Here is a 24,073-nt window from a genome sequence, read left to right as displayed (position 1 = left end):
TGCTTTTTTTAAGGTAAATTGTGATTTTTGTCACAAATCATTTGAATTTCACCGTTAAAAGCACCCCTTTGTGTGACATTTATCACAAAAGTGCGTCTAAATTTTTGACACAATATAGTTAACGAAAAGGGGAGAAGGAAGGGAAAAATATGGATACAGTAATGCTGTCGCGTATACAATTTGCGTCGACGACAATATTCCACTATTTCTTTGTACCGGTATCAATCGGACTAGCGCTCTTGATTGCGATCATGGAGACCATGTACGTTAGAAAAGGCAATGAAGAGTACAAAAGGATGGCACAGTTCTGGGGAAAGCTGTTTCTCATCAACTTTGCAGTAGGGGTAGTTACAGGTATTTTGCAGGAATTTCAGTTCGGGATGAACTGGTCTGATTATTCACGTTTTGTGGGTGATGTATTCGGGGCTCCACTTGCAGTCGAAGCATTGGCAGCTTTTTTTCTGGAGTCTACTTTTATTGGCATCTGGATATTCGGCTGGGACAAAGTGTCCAAAAGAGTGCACTTGTTATCCATCTGGCTAGTAGCTTTCGGTACGATGTTATCCGCTTTCTGGATTCTAGCAGCGAACTCCTTTATGCAGCATCCTGTGGGATTTGAGATAAATAATGGACGGGCAGAAATGAATGATTTCTTCGCGCTCATTACGAACGGACAATTGCTGGTTGAATTCCCGCACACGGTTCTTGCTGCGTATGCAACAGGCGCCTTCCTCGTAACGGGTATTAGTGCGTATAAGATATTGAAGAAACAAGATGTATCTTTCTTTAAGAAATCTTTTCAAATTGCAGCAATCGTAGGTATCATTTCTTCTATTGGTGTAGCCGTGGCAGGCCATGCGCAAGCACAGTATTTGGTTGAGACTCAACCTATGAAGATGGCGGCTTCTGAAGGACTGTGGGGTAAGAGTGGTGACCCAGCACCTTGGACCGTATGGGCTAACATTGATCCTGACAAGCAGGAAAGTTCTGGAGAATTTCAAATTCCGTATATGCTAAGCTTCCTTTCATACAGTAAATTTTCCGGTGAAGTTAAAGGTATGCTTGAGCTGCAAGCTGAGTATGAGCAAACCTATGGCCCCGGTGACTATATCCCGCCAGTACGTACGACGTTCTGGAGTTTCCGGATCATGGTTCTAGCAGGAACGTTAATGATCGTAATGGGTATGTACGCAATGTATTTAATGTGGCGCAAAAAGATGGACCGTCCAAACACTTGGTTTATGCGGTTTATGTTATGGGGAATACTGCTTCCTCCAATCGCGAATACAGCAGGTTGGGTCATGACCGAATTCGGGCGTCAGCCATGGACGGTATTCGGATTGATGACAACGGAAGACAGTGTGTCGCCTAACATTACAAGTGGTCAGGTTCTATTCTCTGTTATTTCTTTTACAGCGATTTACGCCATTCTCGGATTAGTTCTAATTGGTTTGTTTATGAAAGTGATTAAAAAAGGTCCTTATGCGATGGATAACGATCACGGGGATTCGCATGATCCATATAACGAGGAGGGCGCCCAATGATGTCTCTTAATGAATTGTGGTTTGTGCTCATTGCAGTTCTGTTTATAGGGTTCTTCTTCCTGGAGGGTTTCGATTTCGGCGTAGGGATGGAAACACAAATTCTCGCTAAGAATGACACTGAGCGCCGGATTCTGATTAACTCGATCGGACCCTTCTGGGATGGAAACGAGGTATGGTTAATTACTGCTGCGGGTGCAATGTTTGCGGCTTTCCCTGAGTGGTATGCAACGTTGTTTAGCGGATTTTACATTCCCTTTGTCTTTGCTTTATTAGCTTTGATTGCACGTGGTGTTGCTTTTGAATTTAGAGGTAAACGGGATTCCGTAGCTTGGAAAAAAACTTGGGATGTTTGTATCTTTTTCGGCAGCTTCCTCCCACCTTTCCTCCTTGCTGTGGTGTTCGCCAGCTTCATCAAAGGTTTGCCAATTGATGGGGATATGCAAATGTACGCAGGTTTTACAGATATCGTAAATGTGTATACCGTAGTAGCTGGTGTGACTGTTGTCCTTCTTTGTTTGGTACATGGTCTCATGTTCACAACGTTGCGTACAGTGGGTGATCTACAGGCTCGCGCTCGAAAAATGGCGCAAAGATTGCTTTTGCCACTTGGGGCTCTATTGCTCGCTTTCGTGGTAATGACTTATTATATGACTGATATTTTCGAACAACGTGGTTTAGTTCTTATGATTATAGTAGCGCTGGGAATTATCGCGTTCATATTATCGGGTTATTTCATGACGAAGAAGAAGGATGGCTATGCTTTTGGAATGACAGGAGCGGTAATAGCATTGTCCGTAACTTCTATCTTTGTAGGATTGTTCCCACGTGTTATGATTAGTTCAATCGATCAAGCCTTTAATTTGACAATTACCAATGCGGCTTCGGGACATTACTCTTTAAAGGTAATGACGATTGTGGCACTGACCATCCTTCCATTCGTATTGGGATATCAAATTTGGAGTTACTTTGTCTTTCATAAACGCGTTCACGAGAAGGAGCATCTTGAATACTAATGGATAAAAATTTGCTTGGGTATAAAGGAGTTAAGCCGGTATTTCTGATCGTTGGCCTCCTTACCCTGGTGCAAAGCATGTCCATACTTCTGCTGGCCAAATGGCTGGCAGAAGTCATCTCTGCGCTATTTGCAGGAGAACCTCTGAAGGAACAATGGGCTACTTCGCTATTGTTCCTTCTTGCATTTCTAGTGCGCCATGCTTGCGCCATGCTGATGAGCCGTATCTCTTACCGCTTTGCGGAAGCAACAGGCAGCAACATGCGGAGGGAAATGATGGATAAGCTCTTCCAGCTTGGACCCAGAATGGTGGGCGGGCGTGGAACCGGGGATCTTGTCACACTTGTGCTGGAAGGCGTAACAAAGTTCCGCACATATTTAGAAGCGATTATCCCTAGAATGGTAGGGATGTCAATTACACCGATTTTGGTGCTTATTTATATCTACAAGATGGATACCGCGAGTGGGATAATTCTAACGATCACTATGCCGATTATTATTGTTTTTATGATCTTGATCGGGATGACGGCTCGCAAGCAGATGGACCGTCAGCTGAAATCTTATCGTACCTTATCTAATCATTTCGTAGACTCCCTCCGTGGGCTAGAAACGCTGAAATTTCTGGGCCGCAGTCGTAGTCATAGCACGAGTATTGCCACCGTCAGCGATCGGTATCGCTCGGCGACGATGCGTACACTGCGAGTAGCCTTTTTGTCTTCGTTCGCGCTGGACTTCTTTACGATGTTATCCGTTGCTTCCGTCGCGGTAAGTCTCGGCCTGCGTCTGGTCAACGATCAGATGACACTGGTTACGGGCTTAACCATTCTGATCTTGGCACCGGAATATTTTTTGCCTGTACGATTGGTAGGTTCGGATTTCCATGCTACTCTCGATGGTAAGGAAGCCGCTGAGGCAATGAAGAGCATTATAGATCAGGATGAAGTGAAAGCTGAAGTAGTAGGTTCTAATGGTGACCAAGCATTGAGATCAGCATCGGAAACACCAGAAGAGATATTCACTTGGCATAAAAATAGCATACTTACATTAAATGATGTCAGTGTGAAATACGAGGAAGCTGGTCTTTCTTCGCTGGAAGCGGTGAACCTGCAATTTAAAGGAGCAAGCAAAATTGGGATTATCGGAGAGAGTGGGGCCGGTAAATCTACACTAGTCGATATCTTGGGTGGTTTCTTACACCCTACTTCAGGAAGTATCACAGTAAACGGTACAACGGTTAGCGCATTAACGGATGAGGCTTGGCGAAAGCAGACCTCGTATATCCCGCAGCGCCCTTATATTTTTAGTGGTACATTGGCTGATAATATTCGCTTCTATTACCCTGAAGCTTCTATGGAAGCTGTGGCTGCAGCTGTGAAAGCTACTGGATTATCAGAGCTGGCGGCAACCCTTCCGAATGGCTTGGATGAGATGATCGGCGGCGGAGGTCGTTCGTTCAGTGGCGGGCAGGAGCAGCGGGTTGCGCTGGCTCGAGCTTTACTCAGCAGTCGTCCGATTATGTTATTGGATGAGCCGACGGCACATCTGGATATTGAGACGGAATATGAGCTGAAGGAGACGATGGTGCCTCTTTTTGAAGGAAAGCTGGTCTTTCTGGCTACACATCGCCTGCACTGGATGCTTGATATGGACATTATTGTAGTAATGAAACAAGGAAAAGTGGCAGAAATCGGTACCCATCAGGAATTGCTTGCCCACAAGGGTGCGTATTATGAGTTGATTGGGTCGCAATTGGAGGGAATCCATTGAAACGTGAAGGATGGTTTGCTCCGTATGTATCGTCGTATTTTTGGCGTTTTGTGCTTATTATCGTGCTTGGGGCGTTGACGATTTTTACAGCCTCATCATTAATGTATACTTCAGGATTTCTGATCTCAAAAGCGTCTACACCCGTCGAAAATATTCTAATGATTTATGTACCGATTGTAGGTGTGCGTACGTTCGGAACGAGTCGGGCTGTCATTCATTATGTAGAACGTTTAGTTGGGCATGACACGATTTTGCGAATTCTATCTAAGATGCGTGTGCGTCTGTACAATATTTTGGAGCCACAGGCTTTGTTCCTGTCGTCACGCTTCCGCACTGGGGATATTCTCGGGATGCTTGCGGATGACATTGAATATTTGCAAAATGTATATCTGCGCACCGTTTTTCCAAGCATTATTGCTTTGCTGATTTATGGAGCAGCTGTGATTGCACTGGGTACTTTTGATATCGCCTTTGCGCTATTGATGGCTCTGTATATATTGGTGTTAGTAGTGGTGTTGCCGTTCTTATCTCTATTGTTCACACAGAAGCGCCAACGTGAAGTGAAAGTAGAGCGTAATCGTCTCTATCAAAAGCTGACTGACGCCGTACTTGGTATGGGTGACTGGGTCATTAGTGGACGACAAAGCCAGTTCGTAGACACTTATGAAGCAGATGAGAGAAAAGTAGCCAAAACCGATGCAGCGCTGCGCAGCTGGGCACGTATTCGTACGTTCATTGGGCAAGCGGTAATTGGGATTGGCGTGCTTTCTATGCTGTATTGGGCCGCTGGAGAGTTTGCAGATGGTGCTATTGCGGGTACATTGATTGCGGCGTTCGTACTGGTTGTTTTTCCTGTAGCAGATGCCTTTCTGCCGGTGTCTGAAGCAGTGGAGAAAATTCCGCAATACCGTAACTCCTTAGAGCGATTGTCTGGTGTAAATGGAACTGAGCAGAACATCGTCTCTGAAAAAGCAACTGTAGTCGATGCTCTACCTCAGGCCATGAAGAGTGCTCACATCAAGCTCGAAAATGTAGGTTACCACTATGGTTCAGAGGCTAACTGGTCGGTTCGCGATCTCAGCCTCGATATTCCACAAGGTAAAAAGATTGCGATCATCGGCCGAAGTGGTGCGGGTAAATCGACGTTATTAAAGGCTATTCAAGGTGTTATTGAACCTTCTCACGGCTCGGTTACGATTAATGGAATCGCTGCAGATGCCTATGGCGAGCATATTCCTTCTATTATAGCGGTGCTTAATCAGAGTCCACATTTATTCGATACTACAGTAGCTAACAATATTCGTATGGGTGATCCGAAGGCTTCCGAACAAGCCATTAAAGAAGCTGGCGCCTTAGCCAAAATGGATACGTTGATCTCCTCGTTGCCAGATGGATATGATACCTTTGTCCGTGAAGCAGGGCAACGATTCTCTGGTGGAGAGCGTCAGCGGATAGCGTTAGCTCGTATTTTGCTGCAAAATACCCCTGTTGTCATACTCGACGAACCGACTGTAGGGTTGGACCCGCGGACGGAACGTGATCTTTTGAAGACAATGTTCGAAGCCATGAAGGGTAAGTCACTAATTTGGGTAACGCATCATTTGGTCGGTGCGGAGCAGATGGATGAAGTGATTTTTATGGAAAATGGCTCGGTAGAAATGCGTGGAACCCATGCAGAGCTGATGAAAAAAGAACCACGTTACCGCAGATTGTATGAGCTGGATCGTCCGGTGGAGTTTCTAGGGTAGGATGGAGAGTTTAAAATAATATTTATAGATAATAGAGAGAGAGAAGTGATGAGATTCCTTTTGCCCTTCGGGGTGGGAGGAATCTTATTTTGGTGAAGGGCAAGAATATAGACAATGGATGAACAGATCGCTGGAATGGATAGATAGGAGTTCCATTTTCGTGGGAAGTATGGTAGAACAATAGAAGGAGTATTAGGCCGTAGCGGCACAGAAAGGGATGCTTGGTTGAATGTATGTAGTATGTAAAGAACATGTAGAATTAGCTATTGATTTGTTTGTGGACGAGTATGAAGATGCACCAGATGTAGTGGATTTGAAGGAAACGGAATTCTCTGACTGGGACCCGCCGGCAAAGTGCACCCAATGTGAGAAGAACGCTGAATATTTGGTGGTCTAAAGGACCTTTAGACTTATAAAAAAACACCTTGCAGTCCCGGAAATGGGCCGCAAGGTGTTTTTGCGTGGAATAATTATAGGTGCATTGGAGGATTAATCTTATGCATCTGCTGCATCTGCTATATTGGTCAGGGAGCTACCTCGGTTGTTCTTGCGGTAGACAATGGCTGAGATGATGGCAAGCATTGCTGCAATAGAGAGTCCCCAGTAGATGTTTGAGTAAGCGGCCCGGAGCGGCAGCCCACGCTGCCATTCCAATGCACTTGCGGCCATAGCTACGCTGAAGGCACCACTAAAGAATTGCAGTAGCTGGAACAGTCCCATCCCCGAGCCGATTTGTGAGGAAGGCAGAATCCGTGAGATTTCATTGGATACACTACTGGACAATGTCGTGAAGGCAAGACTCATAATCATATAGATAAGCATAACGGCAATCCAGGACCGCCCAGCGAAGAATGCGAAGAGGACGGTAGCAGTCAACACAAGCAGTGGAGCGAAACGCAATATCCCCGCATTGCCATAACGGTCGATGATTCGTCCGACGGAGCGGGAAACGAAAATGGCGAGCAGCGAACCCGGAAAGATCACAAGCCCGGCATGACTTGCACTGAAGCCAAAGCGATGAGTCAAAATCTGTGGCAGCAGGAACAAGGTGGCGAAGCTGCACAGATAGGAGGCGATTCCGACCACCGCCAGTACGAGATATGAGCGGTTACGGAAAAGCGCGGGCATTACAAATGGGTCGGGCGTGCTGCGGATGCGGCCAACAAATAAAGCGATGGCGACAAGTCCGGCGACCAAGGCCACCCACAGCCCACTAGTCAGGAACAGCAGCAGACCGGTGGTGCCGACGCCCAAGAGCAGCCCACCAAGCACATCAAAGGAGCCTCGGGTGGGCACCTCTTTAGGCAACAGGATAAGGAACAACGGCACGAGAAGCAAAATAGCTGCCGTTACAGCGAACAACCAGATCCAGCCGAGATATTCGACGATGGCTCCGCCCGCGACCGGACCAAGGCCTAGGCCGAGTGAAACGGCTGACATAATCGTCGCCATCGCTTTACCGCGACGGGCTTGCGGGACATAGCGGGTAAACAGAACAAGAGATAAGGACATTACTGCGCCCGCGCCCGACGCCTGTAGAATGCGCACGATAAGCAGAAAGATAAAGTTGGTGCTGAAGAAGCCGGCCACAGCCGCAAAGCCTAGCGTCAACAAGCCTATCACCAGCAGGCGGCGGATCGGCAGAAAATCAGAGAGCCGGCTGTACGTGATTGAGGCAATCGAAAACATAATGGAATACCCGGTAACTATCCAAGAAGCAGATGCAGCTGTAATGCCGAAGGCTTCGGTTACATCAGGCAGTGCCAGATTGAACATGGCTGTATTCATAATGACGAGAACCACAGCGATGCTGAACAGCAGAGTCAGCAGGCCTTCCCGTGGAAGAGTCGCTTCCGGAGCGGAGGCTTCATGATCCGCATTCGCGGAAAGGTTATTTACAGAAGTCATGTGCGAAGCACTCCTTTTTTATTGTTTAATAGTTCGATTACTTACGAACAATTGAAATATAGCATGCGTTGATATAAAATGCAATTAGGTAATTTTTTTCGCATTAAAAGTAGGACAAAGGGGATAATCATCCATGAAAATACTATTTCATCCGGACCGCAAGGACATTCAGCTTGCTTCCGTATTGTATGCGCTGAGCGATCCGATTCGCCTCCATATCGTATCGGATATTCATAGAAATGGAGAACAGGCTTGCAACGGCTTCAACGTTCCGATTGCCAAATCCACCATGTCTCACCATGCACGTACGCTACGCGAGTCAGGGGTTGTGTTTACGCGGGTGCAAGGAACCCAGCGCATACTGTCGCTACGGACAGAGGATCTGAGCGCACGGTTCCCAGGTTTGCTGGATTCTATATTGAGTGCTTACGAAGCTGGGGAAAAGCCGGATTTTGCAATGGAGGAGCGGGAGGAGAGTAAGTAGGGGATGGATTGTCTGAAGAATAGGACATTTAAGGAATGCGAAAGATTAGGAAGGTACTTACTAAAACTACAAGGGACGCCCAGTGCGCGTCCTTTTGCTATTTCAACAGAGGACTATAACAGGAGGCACTTATGCTTATTCAAATTATTGGCGTAGGAAAATTGAAGGAAAAGTACTTGATTAATGGCATCGCGGAGTATGCTAAACGGCTGACACCGTACCTGAAATTTCAGGTGATTGAGGTGGCAGATGAAAAAGCACCCGACTCTCTAAGCGAAGCAGAGGTCGGTATTGTTAAGGCGCGCGAGGGGGAGCGCATCCTCGCGCACATAAAGAGCGAGGCGCATGTCATTGCGCTCGCGATTGACGGCAAGCTGTGGAGCTCGGAAGAGCTTGCCGCAGAAATTGACCGGCTCGGCACCTACGGGACGAGCCATGTCGTGTTCGTCATCGGAGGGAGCCATGGGCTCTCCGATGAGGTCATGCGCCGCGCGCAGCAGCGCATGAGCTTCGGGCGCATGACGCTGCCCCATCAGCTCATGCGCCTGGTGCTGGTGGAGCAGATTTATCGCGCGGTGAAGATCAATCGGGGGGAACCGTATCATAAGTAGGGCGAAAAGTTGAGTTGAAGGTTGAAGCTTTAATGCTAAATATATCAGGAATAGTTCTCCATCATTTGATATAAATAATTTCGAAAGTCTTCAACATAGGTTTTGGGCTCTACAACTTTTAGATGAGTGCCGAAGCTTGCTAAAAGTTGAAATCCCATACGATTTTGTGGGACATAAATGGTTGCTAATAAAAATCCAGAACTATGGTCTTCAATACTTCTTCGACCATACCTTTCGATGATTTGATCTTTTATGCTAGGCGATATCCAGGCCTTAATCGTGACGAATTCAGGTAGATAATTTGCTTCGTGTACTTGCTCTGACCAATCGTCTCTAGGATGAAACGCGCGTTCATCCATAGTAATATGATCGATCCGAGATAACTTGAAAGTTCGATATCCCTGTCGATGTAAACAGAATCCTTTCAAGTACCAACTCGATTCGCTAAAATGCAGCTCATAGGGCTCGACCATTCTATTCGTTACAGCCCCGTCCTTATCTGTATAATCAAACGAAACCAGCCTCTTTTTTGAAATGGATTCTTGATATGTCTTTAAGGTTTCAAGAATCTCGGACCGACCTTCCCAATCATAAAACGACAGTTGAATGGAACGATTTAGAGACAATGGACTAACCATTGCCTCTATTTTTTTTATCGTTCTTTCAACTTCTTCAGTACGGAGGATTTGTTCCAATCCGCCGAGCGCAGTTAATATATTCTGTAAATCGGAGCTGCTTAAAAGGCGTTTATCAACCTTGTATTCATCCATTATGCCGTAGCCCCCTTTGACCCCATTGACAGAGTAGATCGGGATGTTCGATAAGCTCAATGTTTCCATATCGCGAAGGATCGTTCTTTTGGAGACATTGAATAGTTGTGAGAATTCCGTTGTAGAAACAACCTCTTTTTTCAGCAATATCATGATAATCGAAATGAGTCTCTCCACTTTGTCCATAATTGCCCTCTTTTTTTACATGATTTCAGAAAGGTGACACCTAGATGTCACCTTTTATTCATTATACTACAAGTATCACAAGAAGGAGGTTTTAATTCAATGTTTAATCCAACCGATTTTCCCAAGCCCACCCTTATTTCAGCCAACGGTGTGGAACTCGAAGTGTTTGAAGCAGGCCGAGAAAACGCAGGAAAACCTATTGTACTCTGCCACGGCTGGCCAGAGCATGCCTTTTCTTGGCGCCATCAGATGGACGCACTTGCCGCAGCGGGCTACCATGTCATCGTCCCCAACCAGCGGGGTTACGGCAACTCATCCCGTCCGACCGAAGTAACAGACTATGACATTGAACACTTGTCGGGTGATCTCATCGCGCTTCTCGATCACTATGGATACGAGGACGCTACCTTTGTCGGTCATGACTGGGGTGCATTCGTCGTTTGGGGACTGACCTTGTTGCATCCAAACCGCGTCAATAAAGTGATAAATCTGAGCTTGCCTTACCAAGAGCGCGGAGAAAAACCCTGGATCGAGTTCATGGAAGAAATACTTGGCGGCGATTTCTATTTCGTCCACTTCAATCGACAGCCAGGCGTCGCGGACGCCGTATTCGAAGACAATACATACAGGTTCCTTCGCAACCTGTACCGGAAGAACGAGCCTCTCAGAGCACCTGAGCCAGGTATGGCGTTGATCAATCTCGCCAGAGCAGAAACACCGCTCGGTGAGCCCGTATTGAGCGAAAGCGAGCTGGCCGTTTACGTCTCCGCTTTTGAAACATCAGGGTTCACGGGCAGCATAAATTGGTACAGGAACCTTGACCGCAACTGGCGCTTATTGGCGAAAGTGAACCCAATCATCCAGCAGCCGACCCTCATGATCTACGGCGACCGGGATGTGGTTGCGAAGTCTGAAAACCTGACAAAGTTCGTGCCCAATGTGGAAGTGGTCAATCTGGATTGCGGTCATTGGATCCAGGAAGAAAAGCCGGAAGAAACAAACCAAGCGATTTTAAAATGGCTGGAACAATGGGAGATGTAGTTTTTTTCAACAACCAAGAAGAGTTTAACGATTGGTTAGAAGAACATCATGCTGAAGCTAGTGAAATTTGGGTGGGCTATTTTGGGATAAGTACAGGGCGTGCAAGCCTTACTTGGTCTGCATCAGTAGATGTCGCTCTTTGTTTTGGGTGGATTGACGGTATACGAAAAACCATTGATAAACAAAGCTATAAGATTCGCTTTACTCCGCGCAAAGTAAATAGTGTATGGAGTGCTGTGAACGTAAAGAAGATAAAAGCACTAATACAGTTTGGAAAGATGAGACCAGAAGGAATGCACGTCTTTAACAACAGAACCGATGCACAAGGCTATTCCTCTGAACAAAGAAACGTGGAACTTGCCAAAGAATATGAAGAACAAATCAAGGCAAATCAAACAGCCTGGCTATTCTTCACTAATTTATCACCATCCTATAAAAGAGATTCTATCTGGTGGGTAATGAGCGCCAAGAAAGAAGAAACACGATTAAGAAGGCTTGGAATATTGATCGCTTCATCTGAAGAAGGGCTAAAATTTCAACATTGCAAAAAATATATTACAGAATAAGGAAATATAAATAACAAAAGAATCGTTAAAAGGATTTTTGGTACTGCATAAATCTGGGTCTATTGTTTCCCTGATCTTTAGTAGAGAGGAGCTACTGTATTTCTCAATCAATTAGGGTTTAATTCTCATCAAAAGTCAGAACGTTTTTAATGCGAGGCATAAATCAAATCGCTAAATGAAGAAGGGATGAAACAGCTCATCCAAAATCGCAACCCCCTTCATTTTTATGGTACAGCCGACCCTCATGATCTATGGTGACCGGGATACGGTCCAGAGGTCTGAAAACCTGACAAAGTTCGTGCCTAATGCGGAAGTGGTCAATCTGGATTGCGGTCATTGGATCCAGCAAGAAAAGCCGGAAGAAACAAACCAAGCGATTTTGAGATGGCTGGAAGAACAGAATGATGCTGAATAGAGTCGCTTAGCAAGCAAAACTTAGAAAAACAATAAGGACACCCAAACAGGCAATGTCATTAAGTTAAGCTCAAAGGTAAGAACGGGAATAAAAATGGAATTCAAAACGGCATGGGAAAGCCCCATGCTGATCGCTGTCAATACGAGTCCTGAATGAACTTCATTAACAATCTCTTGAATTTCAAGTACTGTCCATGGAGATGTCTCGTCCACGCTCAATGCATAATCAACATAGGTTAAGTTCGACGGAGTAACACCTGTTACTCCAGTAGTGTCAAATATTGAGTGGTCAGGCGCATCGCCAGCTTGCTGAACGTAGTAAGCATTAATCGTATCCAACGCGGCTTGTGGAGACATTGGTGCAGGTGTTTGTGCAGGTGTCTGCGTTCTATAGATGTTACGCTGAACCTTATCATAAGTGGGAAAAATTTTAGTCATAAAAAAACCCGCTCGAAAAGCAACACTTCGAGCGGGTTTTCTTTCGGGTCATTTCGTCATATCAAGGACGATTCGACCATTGATTTTGCCTTCTAACATAAGATCGTAGATCTCATTAATATCTTCTAGTTTACGTGTCTCAATAATGGTTTTTATTTTTCCTTCTGCAGCGAATTGTAATGTTTCTTGTAAATCTTTGCGAGTGCCGACAATCGAACCGACTACCTTTGTACCGTTTAATACCGTATCAAAGATCGGGACATCCATGGATTCAGGAGGCAGCCCAACCATGACGCAGGTACCGCCGCGACGAATGGCCCGGTAGGCTTGGTCGAATGCTTTTTTCGCAACCGCCGTACAAACGACACCATGTACTCCACCGATTTCTTTTTGAATCCAGTCTGCGGCATCTTCTTTTAATGCGTTTACGGTTTTGTCTGCGCCAAGCTGTTTGGCAAGCTCCATCTTTTCATCCGACGTGTCGATGGCCACTACGTTCATTCCCATCACCTTTGCATATTGTACACCAAGATGACCCAATCCTCCGACGCCGAAAATGGCTACCCATTCACCTGGCTTTACACCTGATACTTTCAAAGCTTTGTAGGTCGTAACGCCAGCGCAAAATAAAGGTGCCGCTTCGATGAAGCTTAGATTATCAGGAACCTTCACTACATAATCGGCAGCTGCCACACAATATTCTGCATATCCACCATCTACGGAATATCCAGAATTTTGCTGATCGAGACAAAGAGTTTCTCTTCCTGTAAGACAATACTCACAATGACCGCAGGCTGAGTACAGCCATGGGATTCCTACTCGGTCTCCTACCTTTAAGTGTGTAACTCCTTCACCTATTTCTTCAATAATCCCAACGCCTTCATGTCCGGGAATAAGAGGGAGTTTCGGTTTGACGGGCCAATCGCCATGAGCAGCATGCAAATCAGTATGACACACTCCGCACGCATGAATATGGACAAGGATTTCTTTGTGTCCGGGTTTTGGTTTAGGTACGTCTTGTAGCTCTAACTTTTCTTTGAATTTCTTTACTACAGCGGCTTTCATTAGCATACTCCTTTAGTTTTTTGCTTTTCAAAAAGTAGTATGTTCATGAGGCTAACTTTAAATTCTTGAGACTTTTATCACTGATTAACACTCACATCACAAGTAATATGTTAGAATATCAGAACAGCTTTACTGCGTTACCGCTTTATCAACTTCATAATTCACGAGCTATGATGGCTAAGGATTACACTTTAGCTGGAGCAGCTTCTGGAGAGACTGCGGAAATTCCGCGGCGCCGAAGGGTTCACAATCTCAGGCAAAAGGACAGAAGAGTACTGAATATGTATTTGTCATGCTGATCGCTATCAGCAGGGCGAATATTATTTGATATTCTTACGATCTGGGAGATTGGATGACATCCAATCTCTCTTTTTTTATTCCAATTTATTGTACTCACAAGGGGGAACTAGGTATGGCACAACCAGAATTAAAGAGAGAGCTGGCCAATCGGCATGTTCAACTTATTGCTATTGGCGGCACCATTGGTACAGGATTATTCTTGGGATCAGGCAAGGCGATAGAGAAGGCAGGCCCATCCATCATGATCACGTATTTAATCGTGGGTATTGCTGTGTTTTTTGTGATGAGAGCACTGGGAGAACTCCTATTATCTAAAGCGGGCTATCAATCGTTTACGGATATTGCTGAAGACTACCTTGGATCACGGGTCGCATTCATTACCGGTTGGACCTATTGGTTTTGCTGGATCATGACGGCTATGGCTGATGTCATTGCTGTTGGCGTATATGTACAGTACTGGTTTGATATCCCGCAGTGGGTTCCTGCCATCGCCTGTCTAGTCGTGTTATTAGGACTTAATCTATTAACTGTAAAGAGCTTTGGGGAACTCGAATTTTGGTTTGCTTTAATTAAGGTAATTACGATTCTCGCCTTGATTGGTCTTGGGGTCATTTTACTGATCATTGGGTTTAAGACGGATGCAGGATCGGTGACGGTACGAAACCTATGGGAGCATGGGGGATTTTTTCCGAACGGCATATCAGGCTTCTTATTTTCTTTTCAAATGGTTGTATTTGCTTACGTGGGTGTGGAATTGGTCGGGGTGTCGGCAGCGGAAACAGCGGATCCGGAGAAAAATATCCCATCGGCGATTAATAAAATTCCTTTACGGATTCTATTCTTCTATGTTGGTGCGCTTTTCGTCCTGCTATGCATTAACCCTTGGACGGAGCTCAGTCCGGCAGAGAGTCCTTTTGTAAAAACCTTTACTTTAGTAGGGATTCCAATTGCCGCAGGGATTATTAATTTTGTCGTATTAACTTCAGCCGCTTCCGCTTGTAATAGTGGGATGTTCTCGACCAGCCGAATTCTCTATAATTTGAGTAGAAATAACCAAGCGGCACCTCATTTGGGCAAACTGAATAAAAACCATGTTCCAGGTAACTCGTTATTCATTTCTACAATTGTTATATCTGTGGGTGCACTTTTGAGTAAACTTATTCCGGAGCAGGCTTTTGGAATCGTGACAACGATTAGCGCCATTTGTTTTATATGGGTGTGGGGCATTGTTCTTATCTGCCATATTAAGTATAAGAAAACCCGGCCAGACTTACAGGCGAAATCCAAATTTAAAGCACCGTTCACACCGGCTATTAATTATATTGTCTTAACCTTGTTCGCTGGAATACTGATCATCATGCTGTTCGCTGGAGAGACACGCCCGGCTTTATTGTGTACTCCATTATGGTTTGTTTTATTATTCATCCTGTATTCAATTAGAAGCAAAAAGGGGAAAAGTAATCAAGCTTGAGTGAGGTCAACATCAACTAGCGGTATGCCTAGTGTTAACTGCAACTTGGGGTTGCGGGGCTGCAACTAAAGCGTTCTTTACTTCTGCATACGATTAATCCAATATAGGCTTAAGAATTGCAGAAAGGTAGTTGCTGCTATGATCTTTGGGGAGAAGTTAAAAGCGGAAAGAAATAAAAAAAGTTGGTCACAAGAAGAACTGGCCGAGAAGCTGTTTGTAAGCCGACAGTCGGTTTCGAAATGGGAGAATGGTCAAAACTACCCAAGCATTGAAATCATTATTAAAATAAGCGATCTTTTTGGGGTAACTATCGATGAGTTACTAAGAAGTGACGAGGAGTTGACCAAAAAGGTGATAGAAGAAGGGAAGAAATTAGCTCACCCGAAATTAAAGTTTGTATTTGATGTCTTCGTAATAGCAGGCATTGTGCTGTTAGTGATTAAACTCTGTGTTCTCTTTCTGAACAAAGTAACGGCGCTAGGGATTACCTTGAATGGCGGGTCATTCTTTTGGAACTTCGGTTCTTTGATTTTAATGGTTGTCGGGGGAATCGGCTCCAGCATTCTGAAAGAAAAATATAAACAAGAGTAAGCCGGTGAGCCGGGAATAGCTATTAATAATGTAAAAGGACAGCTGATCGCTGTCCTTTTTACATTCCACGTTATAAGGTTATTCCTTGTTAACTAGGTTTGCTTTCTTTTCAAACATGATCTTGCTCTTCATCGGCATAAATAATGTTATAACAAACGCGGCGACGGATAAAATCATCATAAAGTAATAGGCGTCACTTGCCCCAAGAATGGATGCAAGGGATTTAAGGATCTCAGGAGTAGTAGAGGGATTGCTCTGCATCACTGTGGCCGCATGACTTGTTGCCTGCACAGTATAAATCGTAATTACGACAGCAGTTCCGATGGCTCCGGCAATTTGGCGAACGGTATTGTTCACTGCTGTACCATGGGTGCCGAGTTGTTTGGGCAGTGCATTTAATCCAGCCGTATTGAGTGGCATAGTAATGAAGCTTAATCCAATTCGCAAGCCAATGGTACGAATCATTAGATACATATACGTGGTCGATTCAGATAGATCAGTTACCGCCCACATAGATGGAATAATAAAGAGTAAACCAATGATGAACAGTGGCTTGGCACCAAAACGGTCATATAATTTACCGGTGACGGGTGACATGAACGCATTTACGAGTGCCCCCGGCAACAAGAGTAGCCCCGCATCAAATGCTGTAAAACCACGGCCATTCTGCAGATAAATAGGCAATAAAATCATATCTGCGTACATCATCATCGTGATTAATACGTTAATAAGAGAAGTCATCGTAAAAACTTTATTTTTGAAGACAGACAGGTTCAGCAGTGGATCATCAGACTTGATTTGTCGAAGACAGAATACGGCCGTAACAGCGATCCCGATCCCTAAGGTCAGAATTACTATTACATCGTCCCAGCCTTTACTGCCTGCACTACTGAAGCCGTATAAAATTAAGCCAAATCCAACGGTTGATAAAAGAACACTTACTACATCAAGCTTAGACTTAGACGTCTCGGATACATTCACTAAATACTTGAATGCCAACGCTATAACAATGATGACGAGTGGAATGAGGCCGATAAATAACCAGCGCCAAGAGTGATATTCAACAATAAATCCTGCGAGCGTTGGCCCAATAGCAGGAGCAAATATCATCGCCAGTCCAAGCAGTCCCATAGCACTGCCGCGTTTTTCAACAGGGAAAATAGCGAGCACAACGCTCATCATGAGCGGCATTATAATACCGGCACCTGCAGCTTGGATCATCCGTCCGACTAAGAGTAGACTAAAGCTCGGCGCTGCTGCACAAATGATTGAGCCAATTAATAAAAATGACATGGCACTTAGAAATAATTGACGTGTTGTAAAACGTTTCATTAAATAGGCTGTAATCGGAATCAATATCCCGTTGACCAGCATAAAACCCGTTGAAATCCATTGTACAGTTGTTGCCGTGACATCAAATACATCCATCAGACTACTTAAGGCGACATTTAAAAGTGTCTGATTGAGTGTAGATAAGAAACAACCAAAAATTAGAATGGTTAGTAGGATTCCTTTATTTATTTTCTTAATATCTTCTTGCATGGTGCAGGCCTCTCTTCATTGCTTTTTCGACATAGTGTCGATAAAATAAATCATATCAGCATTTAAACGGTATTCCTATTTGCAATTTTATTGAAAATGTCGACTAATCGACAGAATGGGTAAATTAGTTGATGAAATACTATATAAACGATAATAGAGGGATGAAATGTCCGAACATAAAAGAGTTGATCCACGAGCCATTCGCTCAAAAAAGATGCTGAAAAATGCTGTTTTTTCATTATTGGCCGAGAATGTGGAGATTTCTCAATTGACTGTCCAAAAAATCGCCAACCGTGCTGAGCTGAATCGTGCAACGTTTTATTTGCATTATGAGGATATTAACGATTTATTGCGCCAGATCGTACATGAAATCTTTGATGACCTGTCCATGAAGGTTGAACCGTTATTACAAGTGAAGAGCAGTATCGAGCAGGAGCAGTTGGTCACATTTTTAAGTTATTTTTATGAATACCGGCAAATCTTTGCTGTATTGGTAGAGCACAAAGGCTTCAAAAACCAATTAACCAACCTATTAAAAAATACGATCGAAAAGCGAAGAAACGTGAGAAACATAGATTCCACTAAGGAGGTTGTCTCCCTTGATATTATTGCAGCATCACTATTAGGGATTATTATGTGGTGGATTAAGGATGGCAGCCAATATAGTGCGGAATACATAGCGGGGCAAATTACTTTGATGTATAAAAGAAGGTATGTAACCGGTTAGGTTCAAGGTGAGAGTTCAATCGGGATTAGAATTAAAGAAGATCCATCAGGTTATCTGCGCCATCCACAATGGAACGCCTTGTTTTGAATATAGAATGATACGGTATCTCGATGGAGACTTTTTTTTCTGTGCAGGGAATGTGCGAGTTCTTTTAAATCCATGATTTTGTCGTTGACCAGTTGAGAGGAGGACCTGCGCTACAAAAGAAGAGGACAAGGAAAGGAATTTTAATTTAAAAAAGAACCCTAAACTTTTGGTTTTAGGGTTCCAATTATGAACTAACAACGTAATTTATTTCGTCGTTTTTCGTCCTACTAATACCCAGTACAGAGATAAACTGAAAAGGGTAATGAATACGAGAATGAATAGGATATTACTAAACATCGAAGCATCCGAATTGCTCGTAATTCCTAAGAAGCTTCTTCGCATGGCGGAATGGTCCATCATAGCTGCTGTATAGGCAATTCCGATTGACATCGCGACATTCAGTGTTAAATTGAAAAATCCGACGGCTGTACCTGTTTTTTCTTTTTCAATCGTACGAATACAAGAATCAAGTATCGGTGCATACATGAATGCAAATGAGCTAGAGAATAACACCATGGAGATCACAAATACAACAACCGAAGTTTGTATAAAGAATGCGCCTAATAATAAGCTTACCACTATACAAGACATCGCGATTGTAATGCATTGCTTGCTTCCTAAGAACTTCGCGAATTTTCCAGAAAGAGCCCCGACTAGAGTGGCTCCTATATAGCCTGGAATCAATAATAGTGAAATGGTATCTAGCTTCAGACCATAAATCTTTTCAAGCAAGAATGGAAATAAGAAAATATATGCTAACTGCACAGAGTAAATCACAAAAGCAACGCCAAGCAATGAGATAAACTGTTTATTTTTAAAGAATGATATTCCAATAAACGCTTTGGAGTTCTTACTAATATAAGTAAGGAATAATGTAATTGCAACAACAAACAAGAGAAGGTACATCCAATTGAAATCGGTAATATACAGTAGTAGGGATGCTGAAATGGTTCCCACTAGAAATAATCCTAATACATCAACATGACTGTTTTTCGCTTCTTCCTTAGGAAGATATTTTAAAATAAATGGAAGGGTGAGAAGTGTTACTAAAGAAACTAAAAACAGCATTGTCCAATGGAAATACGTAGAAATATAGCCTCCAGTTAATGCACCAATAAGCTGTGAAAGAGCAAAACTGCTTGTACTTAATCCCAAAAATTTCTTTTGTTCATTTGCAGGTAAATGTTTGGTTACAAATATAACATATAATGTTTCAGCTGATGCTAAACCTGCCGTTTGGATCAATCGTGAGATAACAACGAGTAAAAACGAATGTTGGAAAACATATCCCATGACTGAACCGACACATATTAAAATGATACCAGCGGTAAAAAGTTTTCTGAAACTAATGGAATCCGCCAAAGCTGCGTAAACAACCGCCCCAATCCCAATCACAAGGCCAGCTAGGGTTGCTTGCCAGCTGACTGTTGTCGCTGAAATGTTAAAATCTTTTGCCATATCAACAGAAACAATCTTAAACGAATTATCAATAATCAAGCATAGTAGAAATAATAGCAAGGTAATAGGTACTGCTTTCTTAAAATTATATTCCTGGGGTTTCTTCATGCACACATCTGCAGTTGTAGTAGACATAGGTATATTCTTCTCCTTTGTTGTTTGCTTCTAATGATGTTGAATAAGGTAGCGCTTCCATGAATAACCCCAAAATAATTACCCTTTGATTGCGATTTCATAGTCATTCATGATAACTTTTCTGATCATACAACATTGTATAGTTGTCTAACAACTTGTATATTATTTAACAATGAGAATATTACCACACCTTTATCTCACTGACAACCTTTTAAAATTTGTCTTTTTTATTACAGAAAGGGGTTTTCCTGAAAGTTGGTTTTCTTACGAATGAGTCAGTCTCGTCTTCATTCTAATGCTTCTAAAATTAAAAAAATGGCAAGCCTCCGGTTTATTGGAGGCTTGCCATTTGACGTTTTCGTTCCATTGTGGCTTGCTTTAAAAGATAATGGGCAGCGCATGCCCTTCATTCGGTTATTTAGATGTTTTAATCCTAATTTGACTAAATTGTATGGGTATATAGTATTTGTTATAAACAACAGGATACTTATCGCTGATATATACACTTTCTAAAATTAAATCACATTCCTCTCCGTAGGAAAGTTGGTATTTTAATGACGGAGTATTGACAGAATCAGAACGTTTAATTTCAATGGTGGAGGAATTAGCTAGTTCATATACCTTCTCCTCCAACATGTCCAGTACTTGCTTTTCGTTTTGTAAGTCAAGATTTAATTGAGAAACGGCTTCGATTGGCATCATCGTAAAAGCAAAAGCTACGATCTTATCGTTACTTTTATACCAGCGTTCCAACGCAACAACTGCAGTCATTTCTCGATTTAATACTTGTATGGCATAGTCCGTTATTAGGTCAATTCGGAAAATAAGTTCGATATCATCTATGTTTCCCGTATAGCATTTATATAGAGGATTCCCCAACTTCTCCAAGCCATCCATACTTTCATTCTGATGAAATTTGGTAATGAAATTTCCCTTGCCCTGGATATTTTTAACCAAGCCATCTTCCTTCAAAAGTGCCAAAGCATGTCTCAATGTCATTCTGCTTACACCTAGTTTTTTGGCCAATTCGGGTTCTGTTGGAAGCTGGCTGTCGGGAGGAAATATTCCTTCCATGATTAATTTATACAATTGGTCATACACAATGACGGATAGTGGTTTTTTTTGTTTATTGAGTTCATGAAGTTTATTGATCATTGTCTTATACCCCTATGGTTTTTTATTCATGAGTTATAAATTCCATTTCTTCTCGTTCTTCTTTTCTTGAATCTATTGTAACTTACTTTTCTACGGAAATGTAGATACTAGACAATTACGTCGAATAGATTAGGTGTCATTCAATCATCATATTGATAAATTAATAGGATAATGTCTATTTTCCTTTGAAGTACTGGTAAAAATTCTGTAGGAACTTGTGTTAAAGTGAGTTTGTTAAAAATTTCACAAAGTAGAGAATTACGATTTTAATGAAGAAATGTAGAATGATTCTGGGGTAAACTGCGTTTTTAGATGATGAAAAATATGACCGTATTGGCATGAATTGTGGAAACTCATAGCGGTGGCTACACACGTAAGCTACATACGGAATATGGTAACCTGTTGCTTAATATTCCCAGAGATTGTAACTGTGAATTCAAGCAGAAAACCGTTGCTCCGTACAGCGTCCATCATTATGAGCATAGATAAAAGAGGCTGTCCCAAAAGCCGTAAAACGGCTGAGATACTTTTGTATCGTTGGTTGTGTGAAGGCTGCGACATGAGTGAAATTTAATTCAGGACTAGTGATATTCCGACAAAAAACCGATATATACAGTAGGGAAAGTCCTATCGTTTTACAAGAAGGAGGAGAAATGTATGAAAACTCAAAAACGTTTTAAAGGGGCGAAATGGTTAGGAAGTTTATTATTAAGTTTAAGCCTATTTACCTTTTCCAGTATTTCATTCGCTGAAGCAAACGTACCTAATGATATTGATGCTGGAATCGCAGGCCTAAATTATAATCGTAATGAAGTTTTGGCCATAAATGGTGATCGAATTAGTAGTTTTGTTCCCAAAGAAGGTACCCAGTCAAATGGAAAATTTATCGTGGTTGAACGGGATAAAAAATCACTCGCAACCTCACCCGTAGATATTTCCATTATTGATTCGATCACGAATCGCACGTATCCAGGTGTCATACAACTTGCAAATGAGGATTTTGCGAATAATCAGCCTAGTCTGGTTATGGCCGCGAGAAAACCATTAGATATTAGTATTGATCTACCTGGGTTGAAGAGTGAAAATACAATTGCGGTTCAAAATCCAAATTTCAGCAGTGTTTCTGGTGCCGTTGATCAGCTCGTGTCGACTTGGGTTGACAAATATTCAGACACACATACCCTGCCTGCAAGATTACAGTATGCAGAATCGATGGTGTACAGCAAAAATCAAATTGCCAGTGCACTTAATGTGAATGCACAATACCTTAACAACACGCTCGGAATCGACTTTAACGCAGTAGCAAGCGGCGAGAAAAAAGTGATGGTAGCTGCTTATAAGCAAATCTTTTATACCGTAAGCGCGACTCTTCCTAACAATCCATCGGACCTTTTTGATAGCAGTGTGACGTTTGCTGAATTAGTCCGTAAAGGGGTAAGTAATGAGGCTCCGCCACTGATGGTATCTAACGTAGCTTATGGCAGAACTATTTACGTCAAATTGGAGACAACTTCGAAGAGCAGTGATGTACAGACTGCATTTAAAGCATTGCTCAATAATCCTAACATACAAGCTAGTGGTAGTGGGCAGTACAAAAATATTTATGATGAAAGTTCATTTACAGCTGTTGTATTAGGCGGCGATGCACAAACACATAACCAAATCGTCACGAAAGACTTTAGTGTCATCCAAAATGTAATTAAGGACAATGCACAATTTAGCAGTAAAAATCCAGCATACCCCATTTCATATACTAGTGTCTTCTTGAAAGACAATTCCCTTGCGGCTGTTCACAACAATACGGAATATATAGAGACTAAAACGACAGAATATACTAAGGGTAAAATAACGCTTGATCACAGTGGTGCATATGTAGCTCAGTTTGACGTATCTTGGGATGAATTTACATTTGATGCAAATGGACTAGAAATCATTACACATAAAACATGGGAAGGAAATGGTCGAGATAAAACGGCGCATTTCTCGACAGAGATTCCACTTCCTCCTAATGCCAAGAATATCAAAATTTCCGCCAAAGAGTGTACAGGTCTTGCGTGGGATTGGTGGAGAACCGTGATTGATGAAACGAACGTTCCATTGTCCAGCAATATCAAAGTTTCGATTGGTGGTACGACGTTATATCCAACAGGTTCGATTAGTCAATAATGATTAATGATAGGGGTTGTCTCAAAAGCCATGAAAGTGGCCGAGGGACAGCCCCTATTTTGTGTGGAGCAGCCGAGGGGTGTGCTGAAGCGTGATATCAGTTCATGGCGTGTTTCCTCCACGATGTTTATAGATAAATCTGCGCTACATGGGCATATTTGTAGTCTTAATTAATCGCATAAGAGGTGCGCCGCCCCTTACTCCTGTACAATTTAGAAAATAGTAAAACTGAGGAGGGGTAGAGAGCGATTTTACATAGAAAGTCGTTGTATACCTGAACAGTGGTTACAAGCACTAGCGTCAGCCCAAAAAGCAACACTTTTCGAGCATGTTTCTTTCGGGTTACTTCGTCATGTCAAGGACGATTCGAGCATTGATTTTGCCTTTATATCTCAAAAGAAACCGGTCCGGCAGTCTCATAATCCACGATGACAAAAGCATCCTTGATGTGAATTTCAAAAACATCCAATGTGTCGCCAATAGCTGAGAGCGTCTCATCATATCCCGGAACTTTTTGGATAAACAGTTCCTTAATCTCATTAATGTTGTACTGGCTCTTATATACTACTGCATGATTGGAGCGCGCATGCGGCACGGAAGACCCGTTACTGGGGACAGTTGTGAAGGCAACATTGTTATTTTGAACAAACTCTATCACCTTCTGATTCTCCCTGTCTGTCGCAAAATAAAGGATCCCTGGCTTGTTGGCATCATAGCAGAAGTTGACTATTCTAACATTTGGTAAGCCTGCTACCGCTGTTGCCAGAGCAATTTCATGGGTCTTGCTTAATGTGTGGTAAAATTCGTTCTTGTAATCCATTTATAGTTCCTCCTTAACATTTGATAAACTTAGTATAGCAATGTATCGCTGACAGCTTTTATGTCAG

The 24,073-nt window shown here is 42.9% G+C and carries 21 protein-coding genes, 1 pseudogene and 1 riboswitch; of the genes and pseudogenes, 14 read left to right on the top strand and 8 right to left on the bottom strand.

Features of this window, described 5'->3' with window-relative positions; genetic code table 11:
* The first annotated feature begins 149 nt into the window (after positions 1 to 149).
* The 5 genes from MKX41_RS24405 to MKX41_RS24385 all read left to right on the top strand — a co-directional run bounded on the left by MKX41_RS24405 (position 150) and on the right by MKX41_RS24385 (position 6,468).
* A complete protein-coding gene (locus MKX41_RS24405; RefSeq protein WP_339799565.1) occupies positions 150 to 1,544 on the top strand; it encodes a cytochrome ubiquinol oxidase subunit I in 1,395 nt (464 codons plus the stop codon).
* Positions 1,541 to 2,557 carry a cytochrome d ubiquinol oxidase subunit II gene (cydB, locus tag MKX41_RS24400; protein WP_042193024.1) on the top strand — a complete coding sequence of 339 codons (1,017 nt, stop codon included), beginning with the start codon at positions 1,541 to 1,543 and terminating at the stop codon, positions 2,555 to 2,557. Before MKX41_RS24405 ends, cydB begins: the two co-directional genes overlap by 4 nt.
* Positions 2,557 to 4,323: a thiol reductant ABC exporter subunit CydD gene (cydD, locus tag MKX41_RS24395; RefSeq protein WP_340973540.1), complete on the top strand. Its 1,767-nt coding sequence runs from the start codon at positions 2,557 to 2,559 to the stop codon at positions 4,321 to 4,323. Before cydB ends, cydD begins: the two co-directional genes overlap by 1 nt.
* Positions 4,320 to 6,071, top strand: a complete 1,752-nt coding sequence (cydC, locus tag MKX41_RS24390) for a thiol reductant ABC exporter subunit CydC (RefSeq protein WP_340973539.1) — start codon at positions 4,320 to 4,322, stop codon at positions 6,069 to 6,071. The genes cydD and cydC overlap by 4 nt, the downstream gene beginning before the upstream one ends.
* Positions 6,072 to 6,300: 229 nt before the next feature.
* The gene (locus MKX41_RS24385; protein WP_076120603.1) at positions 6,301 to 6,468 is read left to right on the top strand and encodes a CxxH/CxxC protein; all 168 of its coding nucleotides are present in this window, start codon (positions 6,301 to 6,303) and stop codon (positions 6,466 to 6,468) included.
* A 98-nt stretch (positions 6,469 to 6,566) separates the two neighbouring features.
* Here the strand turns inward: MKX41_RS24385 and MKX41_RS24380 are convergent, their stop codons facing one another.
* Positions 6,567 to 7,979, bottom strand: coding sequence for an MFS transporter (locus MKX41_RS24380; protein ID WP_340973538.1), 1,413 nt, complete (start codon positions 7,977 to 7,979; stop codon positions 6,567 to 6,569).
* Between the two features lie 133 nt (positions 7,980 to 8,112).
* Between MKX41_RS24380 and MKX41_RS24375 the strand changes: the two genes are divergently transcribed.
* Both MKX41_RS24375 and rlmH read left to right on the top strand, forming a co-directional pair.
* Positions 8,113 to 8,463 carry an ArsR/SmtB family transcription factor gene (locus MKX41_RS24375; protein WP_076285050.1) on the top strand — a complete coding sequence of 117 codons (351 nt, stop codon included), beginning with the start codon at positions 8,113 to 8,115 and terminating at the stop codon, positions 8,461 to 8,463.
* Between the two features lie 131 nt (positions 8,464 to 8,594).
* Complete coding sequence (gene rlmH, locus MKX41_RS24370) at positions 8,595 to 9,074, top strand: 23S rRNA (pseudouridine(1915)-N(3))-methyltransferase RlmH (protein ID WP_042131690.1); 480 nt, start codon at positions 8,595 to 8,597, stop codon at positions 9,072 to 9,074.
* Between the two features lie 44 nt (positions 9,075 to 9,118).
* On the opposite strand, the gene MKX41_RS24365 is transcribed toward rlmH, so the two are convergent.
* Positions 9,119 to 10,030 (bottom strand): helix-turn-helix transcriptional regulator, encoded by a 912-nt coding sequence (locus MKX41_RS24365; protein WP_340973537.1) that lies wholly within the window; start codon positions 10,028 to 10,030, stop codon positions 9,119 to 9,121.
* Between the two features lie 99 nt (positions 10,031 to 10,129).
* Here MKX41_RS24365 and MKX41_RS24360 point away from each other — a divergent pair, with 99 nt between their 5' ends.
* Complete coding sequence (locus MKX41_RS24360; RefSeq protein WP_076133036.1) at positions 10,130 to 11,071, top strand: alpha/beta fold hydrolase; 942 nt, start codon at positions 10,130 to 10,132, stop codon at positions 11,069 to 11,071.
* Positions 11,047 to 11,637 (top strand): YdeI/OmpD-associated family protein, encoded by a 591-nt coding sequence (locus tag MKX41_RS24355; protein WP_340973534.1) that lies wholly within the window; start codon positions 11,047 to 11,049, stop codon positions 11,635 to 11,637. The genes MKX41_RS24360 and MKX41_RS24355 overlap by 25 nt, the downstream gene beginning before the upstream one ends.
* Positions 11,638 to 12,072: 435 nt before the next feature.
* Here the strand turns inward: MKX41_RS24355 and MKX41_RS24350 are convergent, their stop codons facing one another.
* On the bottom strand, positions 12,073 to 12,489 hold the full coding sequence (locus tag MKX41_RS24350; RefSeq protein WP_340973531.1) for a hypothetical protein: 417 nt from the start codon (positions 12,487 to 12,489) through the stop codon (positions 12,073 to 12,075).
* A gap of 48 nt (positions 12,490 to 12,537) precedes the next feature.
* Positions 12,538 to 13,554 (bottom strand): alcohol dehydrogenase AdhP, encoded by a 1,017-nt coding sequence (adhP, locus tag MKX41_RS24345; protein ID WP_340973529.1) that lies wholly within the window; start codon positions 13,552 to 13,554, stop codon positions 12,538 to 12,540.
* A gap of 197 nt (positions 13,555 to 13,751) precedes the next feature.
* A riboswitch (glycine riboswitch) is annotated at positions 13,752 to 13,832 on the top strand.
* Positions 13,833 to 13,966: 134 nt separating this feature from the next.
* On the opposite strand from adhP, the gene MKX41_RS24340 reads away from it, so the two are divergent.
* Entirely contained in the window at positions 13,967 to 15,325 is a 1,359-nt protein-coding gene (locus tag MKX41_RS24340) for an amino acid permease (protein ID WP_340973528.1), read from the top strand.
* Between the two features lie 138 nt (positions 15,326 to 15,463).
* On the top strand, positions 15,464 to 15,916 hold the full coding sequence (locus MKX41_RS24335; protein ID WP_076298088.1) for a helix-turn-helix domain-containing protein: 453 nt from the start codon (positions 15,464 to 15,466) through the stop codon (positions 15,914 to 15,916).
* A 78-nt stretch (positions 15,917 to 15,994) separates the two neighbouring features.
* Here the strand turns inward: MKX41_RS24335 and MKX41_RS24330 are convergent, their stop codons facing one another.
* Entirely contained in the window at positions 15,995 to 17,458 is a 1,464-nt protein-coding gene (locus MKX41_RS24330) for a DHA2 family efflux MFS transporter permease subunit (RefSeq protein WP_340973527.1), read from the bottom strand.
* A gap of 166 nt (positions 17,459 to 17,624) precedes the next feature.
* Here MKX41_RS24330 and MKX41_RS24325 point away from each other — a divergent pair, with 166 nt between their 5' ends.
* Positions 17,625 to 18,185, top strand: a complete 561-nt coding sequence (locus MKX41_RS24325) for a TetR/AcrR family transcriptional regulator (RefSeq protein ID WP_340973526.1) — start codon at positions 17,625 to 17,627, stop codon at positions 18,183 to 18,185.
* A 291-nt stretch (positions 18,186 to 18,476) separates the two neighbouring features.
* Here MKX41_RS24325 and MKX41_RS24320 read toward each other — a convergent pair whose 3' ends face one another.
* Together MKX41_RS24320 and MKX41_RS24315 are read right to left on the bottom strand one after the other, a co-directional pair.
* The gene (locus MKX41_RS24320) at positions 18,477 to 19,865 is read right to left on the bottom strand and encodes an MFS transporter (protein ID WP_340973525.1); all 1,389 of its coding nucleotides are present in this window, start codon (positions 19,863 to 19,865) and stop codon (positions 18,477 to 18,479) included.
* A 414-nt stretch (positions 19,866 to 20,279) separates the two neighbouring features.
* Positions 20,280 to 21,020, bottom strand: coding sequence for a GntR family transcriptional regulator (locus MKX41_RS24315; RefSeq protein WP_234534765.1), 741 nt, complete (start codon positions 21,018 to 21,020; stop codon positions 20,280 to 20,282).
* Between the two features lie 299 nt (positions 21,021 to 21,319).
* Between MKX41_RS24315 and MKX41_RS24310 the strand changes: the two are divergent.
* Both MKX41_RS24310 and MKX41_RS24305 read left to right on the top strand, forming a co-directional pair.
* Positions 21,320 to 21,482: pseudogene (locus MKX41_RS24310) on the top strand (transposase); the annotation flags it as partial.
* A gap of 195 nt (positions 21,483 to 21,677) precedes the next feature.
* Positions 21,678 to 23,186, top strand: a complete 1,509-nt coding sequence (locus tag MKX41_RS24305) for a thiol-activated cytolysin family protein (protein ID WP_340973523.1) — start codon at positions 21,678 to 21,680, stop codon at positions 23,184 to 23,186.
* A 385-nt stretch (positions 23,187 to 23,571) separates the two neighbouring features.
* Here the strand turns inward: MKX41_RS24305 and MKX41_RS24300 are convergent, their stop codons facing one another.
* The gene (locus MKX41_RS24300) at positions 23,572 to 24,006 is read right to left on the bottom strand and encodes a pyridoxamine 5'-phosphate oxidase family protein (RefSeq protein WP_340973522.1); all 435 of its coding nucleotides are present in this window, start codon (positions 24,004 to 24,006) and stop codon (positions 23,572 to 23,574) included.
* Positions 24,007 to 24,073 lie beyond the last annotated feature (67 nt).

This window comes from Paenibacillus sp. FSL R5-0475 (assembly GCF_038004585.1).
Taxonomy (GTDB): Bacteria; Bacillota; Bacilli; order Paenibacillales; family Paenibacillaceae; genus Paenibacillus_AQ.
Note: the sequence above shows the minus strand (reverse complement) of the source record. Positions and strands in the feature narration are given on the sequence as shown.

Excerpts from the sequence above, each read along its gene's own strand:
- MKX41_RS24405 (WP_339799565.1), top strand. The coding sequence starts at position 150 with ATGGATACAGTAATGCTGTCGCGTATACAATTTGCGTCGACGACAATA.
- cydB (WP_042193024.1), top strand. The coding sequence starts at position 1,541 with ATGATGTCTCTTAATGAATTGTGGTTTGTGCTCATTGCAGTTCTGTTT.
- cydD (WP_340973540.1), top strand. The coding sequence starts at position 2,557 with ATGGATAAAAATTTGCTTGGGTATAAAGGAGTTAAGCCGGTATTTCTG.
- MKX41_RS24385 (WP_076120603.1), top strand. The coding sequence starts at position 6,301 with ATGTATGTAGTATGTAAAGAACATGTAGAATTAGCTATTGATTTGTTT.
- MKX41_RS24380 (WP_340973538.1), bottom strand. The coding sequence starts at position 7,979 with ATGACTTCTGTAAATAACCTTTCCGCGAATGCGGATCATGAAGCCTCC.
- MKX41_RS24375 (WP_076285050.1), top strand. The coding sequence starts at position 8,113 with ATGAAAATACTATTTCATCCGGACCGCAAGGACATTCAGCTTGCTTCC.
- rlmH (WP_042131690.1), top strand. The coding sequence starts at position 8,595 with ATGCTTATTCAAATTATTGGCGTAGGAAAATTGAAGGAAAAGTACTTG.
- MKX41_RS24365 (WP_340973537.1), bottom strand. The coding sequence starts at position 10,030 with ATGGACAAAGTGGAGAGACTCATTTCGATTATCATGATATTGCTGAAA.
- MKX41_RS24360 (WP_076133036.1), top strand. The coding sequence starts at position 10,130 with ATGTTTAATCCAACCGATTTTCCCAAGCCCACCCTTATTTCAGCCAAC.
- MKX41_RS24355 (WP_340973534.1), top strand. The coding sequence starts at position 11,047 with ATGGCTGGAACAATGGGAGATGTAGTTTTTTTCAACAACCAAGAAGAG.
- MKX41_RS24350 (WP_340973531.1), bottom strand. The coding sequence starts at position 12,489 with ATGACTAAAATTTTTCCCACTTATGATAAGGTTCAGCGTAACATCTAT.
- adhP (WP_340973529.1), bottom strand. The coding sequence starts at position 13,554 with ATGAAAGCCGCTGTAGTAAAGAAATTCAAAGAAAAGTTAGAGCTACAA.
- MKX41_RS24340 (WP_340973528.1), top strand. The coding sequence starts at position 13,967 with ATGGCACAACCAGAATTAAAGAGAGAGCTGGCCAATCGGCATGTTCAA.
- MKX41_RS24335 (WP_076298088.1), top strand. The coding sequence starts at position 15,464 with ATGATCTTTGGGGAGAAGTTAAAAGCGGAAAGAAATAAAAAAAGTTGG.
- MKX41_RS24330 (WP_340973527.1), bottom strand. The coding sequence starts at position 17,458 with ATGCAAGAAGATATTAAGAAAATAAATAAAGGAATCCTACTAACCATT.
- MKX41_RS24325 (WP_340973526.1), top strand. The coding sequence starts at position 17,625 with ATGTCCGAACATAAAAGAGTTGATCCACGAGCCATTCGCTCAAAAAAG.
- MKX41_RS24320 (WP_340973525.1), bottom strand. The coding sequence starts at position 19,865 with ATGTCTACTACAACTGCAGATGTGTGCATGAAGAAACCCCAGGAATAT.
- MKX41_RS24315 (WP_234534765.1), bottom strand. The coding sequence starts at position 21,020 with ATGATCAATAAACTTCATGAACTCAATAAACAAAAAAAACCACTATCC.
- MKX41_RS24305 (WP_340973523.1), top strand. The coding sequence starts at position 21,678 with ATGAAAACTCAAAAACGTTTTAAAGGGGCGAAATGGTTAGGAAGTTTA.
- MKX41_RS24300 (WP_340973522.1), bottom strand. The coding sequence starts at position 24,006 with ATGGATTACAAGAACGAATTTTACCACACATTAAGCAAGACCCATGAA.